Origin of the sequence: Pantoea sp. OVA07A (genome assembly GCF_019969975.1) — a bacterium.
Classification (GTDB): domain Bacteria; phylum Pseudomonadota; class Gammaproteobacteria; order Enterobacterales; family Enterobacteriaceae; genus Pantoea; species Pantoea agglomerans.
In genome coordinates, this window is record NZ_JAHXYM010000001.1 from 1581958 (window position 1) to 1596025 (window position 14068).

Annotated in this window: 9 protein-coding genes; 6 read left to right on the forward strand and 3 right to left on the reverse strand. The window is 54.0% G+C overall.

Translation table 11 applies throughout. The annotated features are described in order from the left end of the window. Positions 1-132: 132 nt before the first annotated feature. Entirely contained in the window at positions 133-1101 is a 969-nt protein-coding gene (trxB, locus tag LC417_RS07605) for a thioredoxin-disulfide reductase (RefSeq protein WP_003849329.1), read from the reverse strand. A gap of 520 nt (positions 1102-1621) precedes the next feature. On the opposite strand from trxB, the gene lrp reads away from it, so the two are divergent. The 6 genes from lrp (at position 1622) to LC417_RS07635 (ending at position 10781) form a co-directional block, all read left to right on the forward strand. Further along, complete coding sequence (lrp, locus tag LC417_RS07610; protein ID WP_006118610.1) at positions 1622-2116, forward strand: leucine-responsive transcriptional regulator Lrp; 495 nt, start codon at positions 1622-1624, stop codon at positions 2114-2116. Between the two features lie 118 nt (positions 2117-2234). Beyond that, the gene (locus LC417_RS07615; RefSeq protein WP_223565672.1) at positions 2235-5786 is read left to right on the forward strand and encodes a DNA translocase FtsK 4TM domain-containing protein; all 3552 of its coding nucleotides are present in this window, start codon (positions 2235-2237) and stop codon (positions 5784-5786) included. A 177-nt stretch (positions 5787-5963) separates the two neighbouring features. Further along, a complete protein-coding gene (lolA, locus tag LC417_RS07620; protein WP_003849334.1) occupies positions 5964-6575 on the forward strand; it encodes an outer membrane lipoprotein chaperone LolA in 612 nt (203 codons plus the stop codon). A 7-nt stretch (positions 6576-6582) separates the two neighbouring features. After that, positions 6583-7926: a replication-associated recombination protein A gene (locus tag LC417_RS07625; protein ID WP_033757131.1), complete on the forward strand. Its 1344-nt coding sequence runs from the start codon at positions 6583-6585 to the stop codon at positions 7924-7926. 92 nt (positions 7927-8018) lie between these two features. Next, positions 8019-9311 (forward strand): serine--tRNA ligase, encoded by a 1293-nt coding sequence (serS, locus tag LC417_RS07630; protein WP_010254930.1) that lies wholly within the window; start codon positions 8019-8021, stop codon positions 9309-9311. Positions 9312-9629: 318 nt separating this feature from the next. Then, the gene (locus LC417_RS07635) at positions 9630-10781 is read left to right on the forward strand and encodes an MFS transporter (RefSeq protein ID WP_010254932.1); all 1152 of its coding nucleotides are present in this window, start codon (positions 9630-9632) and stop codon (positions 10779-10781) included. 53 nt (positions 10782-10834) lie between these two features. Here LC417_RS07635 and pflA read toward each other — a convergent pair whose 3' ends face one another. Beyond that, positions 10835-11575 (reverse strand): pyruvate formate lyase 1-activating protein, encoded by a 741-nt coding sequence (pflA, locus tag LC417_RS07640; protein WP_010254935.1) that lies wholly within the window; start codon positions 11573-11575, stop codon positions 10835-10837. 164 nt (positions 11576-11739) lie between these two features. Beyond that, positions 11740-14022, reverse strand: coding sequence for a formate C-acetyltransferase (gene pflB / locus LC417_RS07645; protein WP_010254936.1), 2283 nt, complete (start codon positions 14020-14022; stop codon positions 11740-11742). Positions 14023-14068 lie beyond the last annotated feature (46 nt).

A 14068-nucleotide genomic window follows, 5' to 3' on the forward strand; every position in this document is an offset into this window, starting at 1 on the left:
ATGAATGTCGATGACGGGTGAAAATGGAAAGACATTTCCATCTCTTCAGGCGCAAGAATCTAGCATGAGAGCAATAAAAAAGGCGACGGAAAAACCGTCGCCTGGAACATTTGAGATCAGAGGGTTAACAACTTACTGATCGTTTTTAACCAGTCCGTCAAGAAAGCGCTCAGCGTCTAACGCGGCCATACAGCCGGTGCCCGCAGAGGTGATCGCCTGACGATAGATATGGTCCATCACATCGCCTGCCGCAAAGACGCCAGGGATGCTGGTCTGAGTGGCGTTGCCGTGCAGACCTGACTGAACTTTGATGTAACCGTTCTCCAGCGCCAGCTGACCTTCAAAAATGGCCGTATTCGGGCTATGTCCGATAGCAACAAAAAGACCCGCCACCTCCAGCGCTTCTGTCTCATCACTGTTCTGGGTAGAACGTAGCGTCAGACCGGTGACACCCATCTGATCGCCCACCACTTCTTCCAGCGTGCGATGGGTGTGCAGCACGATATTGCCATTGCGCACTTTTTCCATCAGGCGGTCGATCAGGATCTTCTCTGCGCGGAAGCTGTCACGACGGTGAATAAGGTGCACTTCAGCCGCAATATTCGCCAGGTAGAGCGCCTCTTCCACAGCCGTGTTGCCACCGCCAATCACCGCGACTTTCTGGTTGCGATAGAAGAAGCCGTCACAGGTTGCACAGGCAGAGACGCCTTTGCCTTTAAAGGCCTCTTCGGAAGGCAGACCGAGGTAGCGCGCTGACGCACCGGTGGCGATGATCAGGGCATCTGCCGTGTATTCGCCACTGTCACCCGTGAGGCGGAACGGACGGTTCTGCAAATCGACGGTGTGAATGTGATCGAAAATGATCTCAGTATTAAATTTTTCGGCATGCTCATGCATCCGCTCCATCAGCGATGGACCTGTCAGATCGTGCGGGTCGCCCGGCCAGTTCTCCACCTCGGTGGTAGTGGTCAGCTGTCCGCCTTTTTCCAGACCCGTGATCAGTACCGGGTTCAGGTTGGCGCGTGCAGCATAAACGGCTGCGGTATAACCCGCTGGGCCGGAGCCCAGAATGAGTAACTTACTGTGTTTGGCCGTACTCATGCGTTCCTCAGTTTCATTCGGCTGACATAGCCTGCGATTGTAGGGAATATCCGGCGACAATGACAAGGCTTAGGCAATTTTGTTAACGATAGCTGCAAACGGCGTAGACGATGAGCGACGGTTTTGCCTGGCCAATGCGCCAAAAGGGGGCAAAACTCGGGTTAGAAGGGTGCAATAGTGGAAAAATAGTCATTTAAAAACAGATACCCAGCGGACTGTCTGGCATCTTGTCCTGAATTTGGTGATTTTACTTTGACAATCGCCTGCGCTTTTGCGAAAACATTATCAGAAGCGAATAACATTTATCGGAACAAAACAGGTTTTCATCGCCCGTTTTGCACGTAACGCCGAATAAAAGCAGCCTGATATGGATAATGACGCATGATGTGGACAGACAACATGCGTCATATCGATAGGTGTCAGAACACAGGCTCTGTTAGCTCACTTCAGAAATGCCCCGAACAATGAGCGTTTTCAGGGCGTGGCAGGTAAAGGGAAGGAATTAAGAGAGACAATAATAATGGTAGACAATAAGAAACGCCCCGGGAAAGACCTCGACAGAATTGACAGGAACATTCTGAATGAACTTCAGAAAGATGGTCGCATTTCAAACGTAGAGCTTTCCAAACGCGTAGGCTTATCGCCTACGCCATGTCTTGAGCGCGTGCGTCGTCTCGAACGTCAGGGATTTATTCTTGGCTACACCGCGCAGTTGAACCCGCACTATCTGGATGCGTCGCTGCTGGTGTTCGTTGAGATTACTCTGAATCGTGGTGCACCGGATGTGTTTGAGCAATTTAACGCCGCTGTGCAAAAACTTGAGGAAACTCAAGAGTGTCACCTCGTTTCCGGCGATTTCGACTACCTGCTGAAAACGCGCGTACCTGATATGTCAGCCTACCGTAAGCTGCTGGGTGAAACCCTGTTGCGCCTGCCGGGCGTAAACGACACGCGTACGTATGTGGTGATGGAAGAGGTTAAACAGAGCAATCGACTGGTGATCAAAACTCGCTGATGCGGGGCAGGTGCAAAACCTGTGAGATTTCGGTACACTCCTGTGCATTCATACAGGATCAGCGTCGGGCTCGCCCGGCGCTGTTGCTTCTTACTTTACAGGCACCTGGAGAGTCCTCTTGAGCCAGGAATATACAGAAGATAAAGACGTTTCGTTACAATCGATGAGCAGTGGACGTCGTCTGCTGGAAGCAATGCTCATTCTGGTGGCGCTGTTTGCCATCTACCTGATGGTTTCTTTGGTCAGTTTTAATCCTTCCGACCCGAGCTGGTCGCAAACGGCCTGGCATGAACCTATCCACAATATCGGCGGCAGCGTCGGTGCCTGGCTGGCTGACACCTTACTCTTCATTTTTGGTGTGATGGCGTATGCCATTCCGCCCGTCATCCTGGGTCTGTGCTGGATTGCTTTCCGTCAGCGCGACAGCCAGGACTACTTTGACTACTTTGCCGTCGGGCTGCGCTTAATTGGCGTCCTCGCGCTGGTGGTGACGACCTGTGGTATGGCGGCGCTGAACGCCGATGATATCTGGTACTTTGCCTCGGGCGGCGTGATCGGCAGCCTGGTCAGTAATGCTATTGCACCCTGGTTCAGTCCGGCTGGCGGCACGCTGATGCTGCTCTGCGTCTGGGCGGCAGGCATTACCCTTTACACTGGCTGGTCATGGCTCACCATTGCAGAAAGAATTGGTGGCGTAGTCATGGGCGTACTGACGTTTGCCAGCAACCGCTCACGTCACGATGAACCCTGGCAGGAAGAGGATGACGAGCGGGACGCGCGTGAATACGCGGATGTGCCTGAGCTTCATGCCGCCGATCAGGATGATGATGTGCTGCTTTCTGCCCCACGTGCAGCTGCTGAGCCTGCGGCATCACAACAGGATCCGCTGCTGGCTAAAGCTGCAGCAGCCACCAGTGCGGCAGTCGCGGCCACCGCTGAAGCCGCTGAGGTGACCCTCGCCCCGGCAGCCACGGTGACGCCTGCACCTGTCGCCGCACCTGCTGCTGCTGCTGCGGTTTCAGCTTCGGCGCCTGCCGCGTCAGCGACATCCATCCCTGCATCGCCGTCTGCACAACCTGCGCCTGCGTACGCACAGAGCGCGCCAGCTCCGCAGAGTGTGGCGAATTCCCCGGCGCAGAGTGCTTCTGCACCCGCAGACTCACCACCGCTTTATCATTTTGAAATGCCAGACGACGCTCCGGCTACGCCGTCGTTCAGTGCTTACGACGATGATGAACCTAAAATGGGTAACTGGCGGGATACGTCAGCCATCCCTGCGGCATCGGCGGCAGCGGCATCCGCTGCAACGGCAGCCCAGGCAACAACGCGTACTGCGCCTGTTTTTGATTTAGCCCCTGAAACCAATCTCAATCCGCAGGTTAAACAAGGTATCGGCCCGGCACTGCCGCGTCCTAACCCGGTAAAACTGCCAACCCGTCGTGAGCTGGCCTCTTATGGCATTAAGCTGCCTTCTCAGCGCATGGCAGAAGAGAAAGCGAAAACGGAAGAGACCGAACCGGTTAGTGCTGGCTCCGTTTCCTCTGCTCCGGATGCTGAAGAGGCGTTGCAGCAGGCTGAACTGCGACAGGCTTTCCAGTCTGAACAGCAGCAGCGTTACGGCACCAGCTGGCAGCAGGACGAGGAAGATGAACAGGATGCACAGCAGCAGGATGCACTGGCGCGTCAGTTCGCCGAGCAGCAACAGCAGCGCTATGAGCCAGAAGTGAAAAAAGAGCCGGTATTCAATATTGATACCGCCTCAGCGTTTGATTTTTCACCGATGAAAGATCTGGTGGATGACGGTCCTTCTGAACCGCTGTTTACCATTGCGGCGACGCCAGAACCTGAAGCCCCAGCGGTTTCACACGAACCCTGGCAGCAGGTGAGTGAGGTTTCAAGACCTCAGGCTCCGGCTCATGTTCCTGCACCAGCGAGCTTTGCCCCGGCAGAGCCTGCCTATAGCGCCCCGGCAGCACCGTCTGAACCTGACTATGCTGCGCCTGCGGCAACCTCTGCACCCGCTTATGGTGCCCCTGCGGCGGCTCCTCAGGTTCCGGCTTACGCTGCGCCTGGCTATGGCACGCCAGCGGCAGCGCCTGTTCAGCCGGTGGAAGAGGCGAAACCTTCACTGCATGACAGCCTGATTCATCCATTCCTGATGCGCCATGAGCAGCCGCTGGAGAAACCCTCCACGCCACTGCCTTCGCTGGATCTGCTGACCGCACCGCCTGAAGAGGAAGAGCCGGTTGATATGTTCTCGCTGGAGCAGACTGCCCGTCTGGTGGAGTCGCGCTTAGGCGATTATCGCGTCAAAGCGGAGGTGGTCGGTATCTCGCCTGGCCCGGTTATTACCCGTTTCGAACTCGACCTGGCACCAGGCGTTAAAGCTGCGCGTATCTCCAATCTGTCCCGCGATCTGGCGCGTTCGCTGTCGACGGTAGCGGTTCGTGTGGTGGAAGTGATCCCAGGCAAACCTTACGTAGGTCTGGAACTGCCAAACAAGCATCGTCAGACCGTCTATCTGCGTGAAGTGCTGGATTGCCCTAAATTCCGCGACAACCCTTCACCGCTGGCGGTCGTGCTTGGTAAAGATATTGCCGGTCAGCCGGTGGTGGCCGATCTGGCGAAAATGCCACACTTACTGGTCGCCGGTACCACCGGTTCCGGTAAATCTGTGGGCGTGAACGCCATGATTATCAGCATGCTGTATAAGGCGACGCCGGAAGAAGTTCGCTTCATCATGATCGACCCGAAAATGCTTGAGCTGTCGGTCTATGAAGGTATTCCGCATCTGCTGACCGAAGTGGTCACAGACATGAAGGATGCTGCCAATGCGCTGCGCTGGAGCGTCGGTGAAATGGAGCGTCGCTACAAGCTGATGTCGGCGCTGGGCGTGCGTAATCTGGCGGGCTACAACGAAAAAGTGGAACAGGCCGAAGCGATGGGTCGTCCGATTCCCGATCCGTTCTGGAAGCCGGGCGACAGCATGGATATGACGCCGCCGGTTCTGGAGAAGCTGCCTTATATTGTTGTGATGGTCGATGAGTTTGCTGACCTGATCATGGCAGTCGGTAAAAAGGTGGAAGAGCTGATTGCCCGCCTGGCACAGAAAGCCCGTGCTGCCGGCATCCATCTGGTACTGGCGACACAGCGTCCATCCGTGGATGTCATTACCGGTCTGATCAAAGCGAACATTCCGACGCGTATCGCCTTTACCGTTTCCAGCAAAATTGATTCACGTACCATTCTCGATCAGGGCGGCGCGGAGTCATTGCTGGGTATGGGTGACATGCTCTACATGCCGCCGAACTCCTCGCTGCCGATTCGTGTTCACGGTGCGTTTGTTCGTGACCAGGAAGTGCATGCAGTGGTTCAGGACTGGAAAGCGCGTGGTCGTCCGCAATATATCGACAGCATTACGGCGGGCGAAGAGAGCGAAAATGCCGGTGGCATCGACAGTGATGAAGAGCTCGATCCGCTGTTCGATCAGGCGGTCGGTTTTGTGGTCGATAAGCGCCGTGCGTCGATTTCAGGCGTTCAGCGTCAGTTCCGCATTGGCTATAACCGCGCGGCACGTATCATTGAACAGATGGAAGCGCAGGGCATCGTTTCTGCACCAGGACACAATGGTAACCGTGAAGTGCTGTCGCCACCGCCACACGATATGTAGTGGCTAAATGTTTTGAAACACAACGCAATGAGCCAGTTCCGACTGGCTCATTGTTTTTATGCGGTTAAACCCCATATCTGAATCAGCTTTCGGTTTTTTCCTCTGTTCTGATGGCGGAACGGCGGCCAGGCTTAATGCAGTTATCGATGGGAACGTTTAAATAAGGAATTGAAGCAGATGAAATTACGCGTAATCGCTCTGGGCCTGTTGGCCACCTTTTCATCAGCCAGCGTTCTGGCTGATGCTTCCAGTGATCTGCAACAGCGCCTGAACAAGGTCAGCAGCTTCCACGCCAGCTTCACCCAAAAAGTGACCGACAGCAGCGGCGCGAATGTGCAGGACGGCGAAGGCGAATTGTGGGTAAAACGTCCCAGCCTGTTTAACTGGCACATGACCGCGCCGGACGAAAGCATCATCATCTCCGACGGTAAATCGCTGTGGTTCTACAACCCGTTTGTTGAGCAGGCGACAGTCAGCCTGTTGCAGAATGCGACCAGCAACACGCCCTTTATGCTGATTGCCCGCAACCAGTCAAATGACTGGAAGCAGTACAATATCAAACAGCAGGGTGACAATTTTGAACTGACACCTAAGAACAGCGACGGCAACCTGAAACAGTTCACCATCCAGGTGACGTCCAGCGGGACCATCAACCGCTTCAGTGCTATCGAGCAGGATGGCCAGCGCAGCGATTACCAGCTGAAAAGCCAGCAGAATGGCGCTATCAGCCCGGATAAATTCACGTTCACACCGCCAAAAGGCGTGACGGTGGACGACCAACGTCAGTGAGGTCACGGTGAGTAACCTGTCCCTGGATTTTTCCACCGAAAATTTCAAACCTCTGGCCGCGCGTATGCGGCCAGAAACATTGAAACAGTACATTGGTCAGCAACATCTGCTGGGCGCAGGCAAGCCTCTGCCGCGCGCGATTGAAGCAGGGCACCTGCATTCAATGATCCTGTGGGGACCTCCCGGGACCGGCAAGACCACGCTGGCTGAGATCATTGCCCATTACGGTAACGCCGATGTGGAACGTATTTCGGCCGTCACCTCCGGCGTAAAAGAGATCCGTGAGGCGATTGAGCGGGCCCGTCAGAATAAACATGCCGGGCGGCGCACGATCCTGTTTGTGGACGAGGTCCATCGGTTCAACAAGAGCCAGCAGGATGCCTTTCTGCCCCATATCGAAGATGGCACCATTACCTTTATTGGTGCGACCACCGAAAACCCCTCTTTTGAACTTAACTCTGCGTTGTTGTCACGCGCCCGCGTTTACCTGCTGAAATCACTTACTCTGGAAGATATTGAGCAGGTGCTGGATCAGGCGATGCAGGATAAAGCGCGAGGCTATGGGGACAGTGACATCGTGCTGCCGGACAACACACGCAGGATGATCGCTGAACTGGTTAATGGTGATGCACGTCGGGCGCTGAACACGCTGGAGATGATGGCTGATATGGCCGAAATCACCGCATCAGGTCAGCGAGAACTGACGCCGCAGCTGCTTAACGAAGTCTCTGGTGAGCGATCCGCGCGGTTTGATAATAAAGGCGATCGTTTTTACGATCTGATTTCTGCACTTCACAAATCGGTACGCGGCTCCGCACCGGATGCGGCGCTCTACTGGTATGCGCGCATTATCACTGCGGGCGGCGATCCGCTCTATGTGGCTCGTCGGTTGCTGGCTATTGCCTCCGAAGATGTCGGCAATGCCGATCCGCGCGGTATGCAGGTGGCAATTGCGGCCTGGGATTGCTTCACGCGCGTCGGTCCGGCAGAAGGGGAGCGCGCGATTGCCCAGGCGATTGTTTATCTGGCTTGCGCGCCTAAAAGTAATGCGGTCTACAACGCGTTTAAAGCCGCAATGCGTGATGCACGCGACCATCCCGATTACGATGTGCCGGAACATCTGCGCAATGCCCCGACTAAGCTGATGAAAGAGATGGGCCTGGGTAAAGAGTACCGTTATGCCCATGATGAAACCAACGCCTATGCCGCGGGTGAAGTCTATTTTCCGCAGGAACTGGCCAGCGCGCGCTATTACACCCCAACCCAGCGCGGGCTTGAGGGCAAGATTGGTGAAAAGCTAAGCTGGCTGGCTGAGCAGGATCAAAATAGCCCGACAAAACGCTACCGCTGAAACAGACGTTACGGTAATGTGGGCAATGTTTTCAACGCATTCCGCTGGAATGCGTCCCTTCTTTCAACCAACTTTTTATACACAGGATAAGCATGCTCGATCCCAATCTGCTGCGTAACGAGCCAGACGCAGTCGCAGAAAAACTGGCACGCCGGGGATACAAACTGGATGTGGAAACGCTGCGTTCGCTTGAAGAGCGTCGCAAAGTGCTGCAGGTGGAAACAGAAAATCTGCAGGCAGAGCGTAACTCCCGATCCAAATCCATCGGTCAGGCCAAAGCACGTGGGGAAGACATCGAGCCGCTGCGTCAGGAAGTGAACGCGCTGGGCGAACGCCTGGATGCCGCAAAAGCAGAACTGGATGAACTGCAGAATCAAATCCGTGACTTCTCACTGGCACTGCCGAACATTCCGGCCGATGAAGTGCCGCTGGGCAAAGATGACAGCGAAAACCAGGAAGTGAGCCGCTGGGGTACCCCGCGCGAGTTCAGCTTCCCGGTTAAAGATCACGTTGAGCTGGGTGAAGCGGCTAAAGGCCTGGATTTTGCGTCTGCCGTGAAACTGACCGGTTCACGCTTTGTGGTCATGCAGGGGCAGATTGCCCGCCTGCACCGTGCACTGAGTCAGTTTATGATTGACCTGCACACCGAGCAGCATGGCTACCTTGAAACCTACGTGCCTTATCTGGTTAACCACGAAACGCTTTACGGTACCGGACAGCTGCCTAAGTTTGGCGAAGACCTGTTCCACACCCGTCCGCTGGAAGAGGAGTCAGACAGCAGCAACTATGCGTTGATTCCTACCGCAGAAGTGCCGCTGACTAACCTGGTGCGTGATGAGATCCTCGAAGAGGATAGCCTGCCGGTTAAACTGACTGCGCATACGCCGTGCTTCCGTTCTGAAGCGGGTTCTTACGGTCGTGACACGCGTGGCCTGATCCGTATGCACCAGTTCGACAAAGTTGAGATGGTGCAGATCGTCACGCCGGAGCAGTCAATGGATGCCCTGGAAGAGCTGACCGGTCACGCTGAGAAAGTGCTGCAGCTGCTGAACCTGCCATATCGTAAGGTTTTACTCTGCACCGGCGATATGGGCTTTGGATCGACTAAAACTTACGATCTGGAAGTCTGGCTACCGGCGCAGAATACCTATCGTGAAATTTCATCCTGTTCCAACATGGGTGATTTCCAGGCGCGTCGTATGCAGGCGCGTTGCCGCAACAAACAGGATAAGAAACCGCGTCTGGTTCATACCCTGAATGGCTCAGGGCTGGCCGTAGGCCGTACCCTGGTGGCAGTGCTGGAAAATTATCAGCAGGAAGATGGCCGCATCACTGTGCCTGAGGTTTTACGCCCCTATATGAATGGCGTCGAAATTATCGGCTAAGCAATAGTGACTCTCTGAACCCGGCCATGGCCGGGTTTTTTTATGTTATTGCTCCGGAAAAACTGTTTTGTCAGACCTCATTTTAATCACAAATAAACGTTATCGATATCAGTCAGGCCGGAATGGCTAAAAACCTAATTTTTCATAGAGATAGCATTTAACGACCTGCCGCTTCTTACGATTGTAACCCACTGAAGATTAGTAAATTAAATTGTCGCACAGCAAAATGTGCTGCCGTTGAAATTCGCCCATTGACTTTAAAAAAGCCAGTGGCAAACTGCGCGCAATTTCCTTCATTTGCTCTGGTTTCTATCCCCTATGTCAACCTGGTCACGCCCCGTGATATTGCTGCTTTGCGGCCTGATGTTAATGACGGTCGCAATTGCCGTGCTGAATACGCTCGTTCCACTATGGCTGACGCATGACTTACTGACAACCTGGCAGGTGGGCATCGTAAGCTCCTCCTATTACACCGGTAATCTCGCAGGAACTCTGCTGGCTGGCTGGTTAATCAGGCATTACGGCTTCAACCGCAGCTACTACCTGGCTACCTTGATGTTTGCCGTCGCAACTCTGTGCCTGGCGATGATGTCGGGTTTCTGGGCATGGAGTTCAATGCGTTTCATCGCCGGTGTCGGCTGTGCGCTGATGTGGGTGGTGGTTGAGAGCGCACTTCTGTGCAGCGGAACGGTACGTAATCGGGGACAGCTGCTGGCGGCCTATATGGTTGTCTATTACATCGGCACCGTGACAGGCCAGTTGCTGGTCAGCAAACTGTCTACGGAATTACTCAGCGTGATTCCGTGGGTGACGTCGCTGGTCTTCTGCGCCGTGCTGCCGCTGGTCTTTACTCGCGTCTCCGCCAGCGGTGAAGCGACAGAAGCCGCTCCGGCCCGCATCTGGCCGATGCTGCGTCGCCGTAGCTCACGCCTGGGCATCAATGGCTGCATTATCTCTGGCATCCTTCTGGGCTCGCTTTATGGCCTGATGCCGCTTTACCTGTCACATCAGGGAATGAGTGATGCCAATGTGGGTTACTGGATGGCGTTGCTGGTCAGCGCAGGCATTGTGGGCCAGTGGCCCATTGGCCGTCTGGCCGATCGTTTTGGTCGCATGCTGGTGCTGCGAGTCCAGGTCTTTGTAGTTATCCTGGGTGCGATGGCCATGTTAACCAATGCTGCGATGGCGCCAGCGCTATTTGTTCTGGGACTGGCAGGCTTCACACTCTATCCGGTGGCGATGTCCTGGGCTTGCGAGACGGTCGCACATCATGAACTGGTAGCGATGAATCAGGCACTGCTGATGAGTTATACCGTGGGCAGTCTGGCTGGACCGGCAATGACCTCTGTTCTGATGCAAAATTATTCTGACCAGCTACTGTTCGTGATGATCGCTGCTGTGGCGCTGATTTATCTGGTGATGCTGCTGCGCAAAGCGAATCATCAGGCTACGCCAGTGGCACATGCCTGATCGCTGAACAGCAAAAAGGGAGCGTTAAGCTCCCTTTTTTTGTGGCAGATTCTTCAGTACATCACTTCGTGGCCATAGCTGGCGAGAATGTTTTTCACGCGTTCCATTGTCTCTTTGCTTGGTGGCTTCACCCCGTCCAGCTTGTACTCTTCACCCATCGCAATCCATTTATGCTTACCCAGTTCGTGATAGGGCAGCAATTCAATCTTCTCAACGTTCTCCATATCACGCGTGAATTCCCCCAGCCGATGCGCGGTGTCATCATCGTCGGAATAGCCGGGCACCACGACAAAACGGATCCATGTCCGTTTGCCTTTTTTCTGCAGGTAACGGGCAAAGTCCAGCGTACGGTGATTGGAGACACCCACCAGAATCTGATGCACGTCGTCATTCATCTGTTTCAGGTCGAGCATCACTAAGTCGGTAACGTCGAGCAGTTCATCGATCACCGGATCATAGCGGCGTACGAAGCCGTTGGTGTCGAGACAGGTATGAATACCTTCGGCCTTACAGGCACGGAACCAGTCGCGCACAAATTCAGCCTGAAGAATGGCTTCACCACCCGACGCCGTGACGCCGCCGCCAGAGGCGTTCATAAAATGGCGATAGGAGAGCACATCCGCCATCAGCGCTTCGACGCTGATCTCTTTGCCACCGTGCGTATCCCAGGTGTCGCGGTTGTGACAGTAGAGGCAGCGCATCAGGCAGCCCTGGAAGAAGGTGATAAAACGGATACCGGGACCATCGACGGTGCCGCAGGATTCAAATGAGTGGATACGACCGTTAACTGACATTGCGATGTTTTCTCCAGTAAGTCTGCCGGGACAGACGGCGCAATCTCTGTTGCGCTCAGGGCAGGAAATCGATTCTGGTGGGAACCTTGATGGAGATGACCACCAGAACAGACTTTTAATTAAAAGGCTCCGCGAGGAGCCTTTTTTATCAGGTAGAGCAGTAATTACAGTGACTTAGTGAAGGTTCGGGTAATCACATCCTGCTGCTGCTCTTTAGTCAGTGAGTTAAAGCGCACAGCGTAACCGGAAACGCGAATGGTCAGTTGCGGATATTTCTCTGGATGTTCCATCGCATCCAGCAGCATTTCACGGTTCATAACGTTAACGTTGAGGTGCTGACCGCCTTCGATGCTGGCTTCGTGATGGAAGTAACCATCCATCAGACCGGCAAGGTTGGTTTTCCGCACGTTATCATCTTTACCCAGCGCGTTTGGTACGATTGAGAAGGTATAAGAGATACCATCTTTTGCATAGGCAAACGGCAGTTTCGCGACGGAAGTCAGCGAGGCAACTGCACCTTTCTGGTCACGACCATGCATCGGGTTAGCACCTGGTCCAAACGGCGCGCCAGCGCGACGTCCATCTGGTGTGTTACCGGTTTTCTTACCATATACCACGTTCGAAGTAATGGTCAGAACAGACTGCGTCGGCACGGCATTACGATAGGTGTTCAGCTGCTGAATTTTCTTCATGAAGCGTTCAACCAGATCGCAGGCCAGGTCATCTACCCGTGAGTCGTTGTTACCGAACTGCGGATATTCGCCTTCAATATCGAAGTCGATGGCCAGACCATCTTCGTCACGAATTGGTTTCACTTTGGCATATTTAATGGCAGAAAGTGAATCCGCAGCGACGGAGAGACCCGCGATACCACAGGCCATGGTGCGGTAGACATCCCGATCATGTAAGGCCATCAGCGCCGCTTCGTAGCTGTATTTATCATGCATGTAGTGAATGATGTTCAGCGAAGTCACATACTGTTTTGCCAGCCAGTCCATGAAGTGATCCATACGCTCCATGACGGTGTCGAAATCCAGTACGTCGTCGCTGATTTTGTCGCCTTTCGGTCCAACCTGCATTTTCAGCTTTTCATCCACGCCGCCGTTGATTGCGTAGAGCAGCGTTTTCGCCAGGTTGGCACGTGCGCCAAAGAACTGCATTTGTTTGCCGACAATCATCGGGCTCACGCAGCAGGCGATTGCGTAGTCATCATTGTCGAAATCAGCACGCATCAGGTCATCGTTCTCATACTGCAAAGATGAGGTATCGATAGAGACTTTAGCGGCATATTTTTTGAAATTAATCGGCAGTTTTTCTGACCACAGGATGGTCATGTTCGGCTCAGGTGAAGGACCCATGGTGTAGAGGGTATTCAGGAAGCGGAACGTACTTTTTGAGACCAGGGTACGGCCATCAACGCCCATACCTGCCAGGGATTCTGTTGCCCAGATTGGGTCACCTGAGAACAGCTCATCATATTCAGGTGTACGCAGGAAGCGAACCATACGCAGTTTCATCACCAGATGGTCAATCAGTTCCTGTGCCTGCTCTTCAGTCAGTTTACCGGCTTTAAGGTCACGTTCGATATAAACATCAAGGAAGGTTGAGACGCGGCCAAATGACATGGCAGCACCGTTTTGTGATTTAACTGCAGCCAGGTAGCCATAGTAAGTCCACTGTACTGCTTCAACCGCATTGGTAGCCGGACCGGAGATGTCATGGCCATATTTTGCTGCCATCTCTTTAATCTGGGCCAGCGCATGATGCTGGTCAGAAATCTCTTCACGCAGACGAATGGTCGCTTCCAGATTAACGCCATTCTCTAAATCTTCCTGCAGTGAGGCGAACTGAGCGAATTTATCCGCCATCAGGAAATCGATGCCGTACAGCGCCACACGACGATAGTCACCGATAATACGGCCACGGCCATAAGCATCAGGAAGGCCGGTCAGGATTCCTGATTTACGGCAGCGCAAAATGTCCGGGGTATAAACATCGAACACGCCCTGGTTGTGCGTTTTGCGGTATTCGGTGAAGATTTTTTTCAGTGAAGGGTCGAGTTCACGGCCATACACTTTGCATGACCCTTCGACCATTTTGATGCCGCCATAAGGAATAATGGCGCGTTTTAATGGCGCTTCGGTCTGCAGACCAACAATTTTTTCCAGTGGCTTAATGATGTAACCCGCGTCGTGCGAGGTAATGGTTGAGGCGAGATCGGTGTCGAAGTCGACTGGCGCGTGGGTGCGGTTCTCAATTTTGATGCCTTCCAGCACGCTTTCCCACAGTTTGGTGGTCGCTTCGGTGGCACCCGCCAGGAATGACTCGTCACCTTCGTATGGGGTGTAGTTTTTCTGAATGAAGTCGCGCACATTGACGCTATTCTGCCATTCGCCTTCAGCAAATCCTTCCCATGCTGAAGCCAGTTTTGCATTAAGTTCGGTCATAATATACCTGCCTTATATGAGGAGACTTTACGGTCGGGCACAGCCA

Bases quoted from the DNA above. Each gene is read 5' to 3' on its own strand.
- trxB (WP_003849329.1), bottom strand. From the start codon at position 1,101: ATGAGTACGGCCAAACACAGTAAGTTACTCATTCTGGGCTCCGGCCCA.
- lrp (WP_006118610.1), top strand. From the start codon at position 1,622: ATGGTAGACAATAAGAAACGCCCCGGGAAAGACCTCGACAGAATTGAC.
- lolA (WP_003849334.1), top strand. From the start codon at position 5,964: ATGAAATTACGCGTAATCGCTCTGGGCCTGTTGGCCACCTTTTCATCA.
- serS (WP_010254930.1), top strand. From the start codon at position 8,019: ATGCTCGATCCCAATCTGCTGCGTAACGAGCCAGACGCAGTCGCAGAA.
- LC417_RS07635 (WP_010254932.1), top strand. From the start codon at position 9,630: ATGTCAACCTGGTCACGCCCCGTGATATTGCTGCTTTGCGGCCTGATG.
- pflA (WP_010254935.1), bottom strand. From the start codon at position 11,575: ATGTCAGTTAACGGTCGTATCCACTCATTTGAATCCTGCGGCACCGTC.
- pflB (WP_010254936.1), bottom strand. From the start codon at position 14,022: ATGACCGAACTTAATGCAAAACTGGCTTCAGCATGGGAAGGATTTGCT.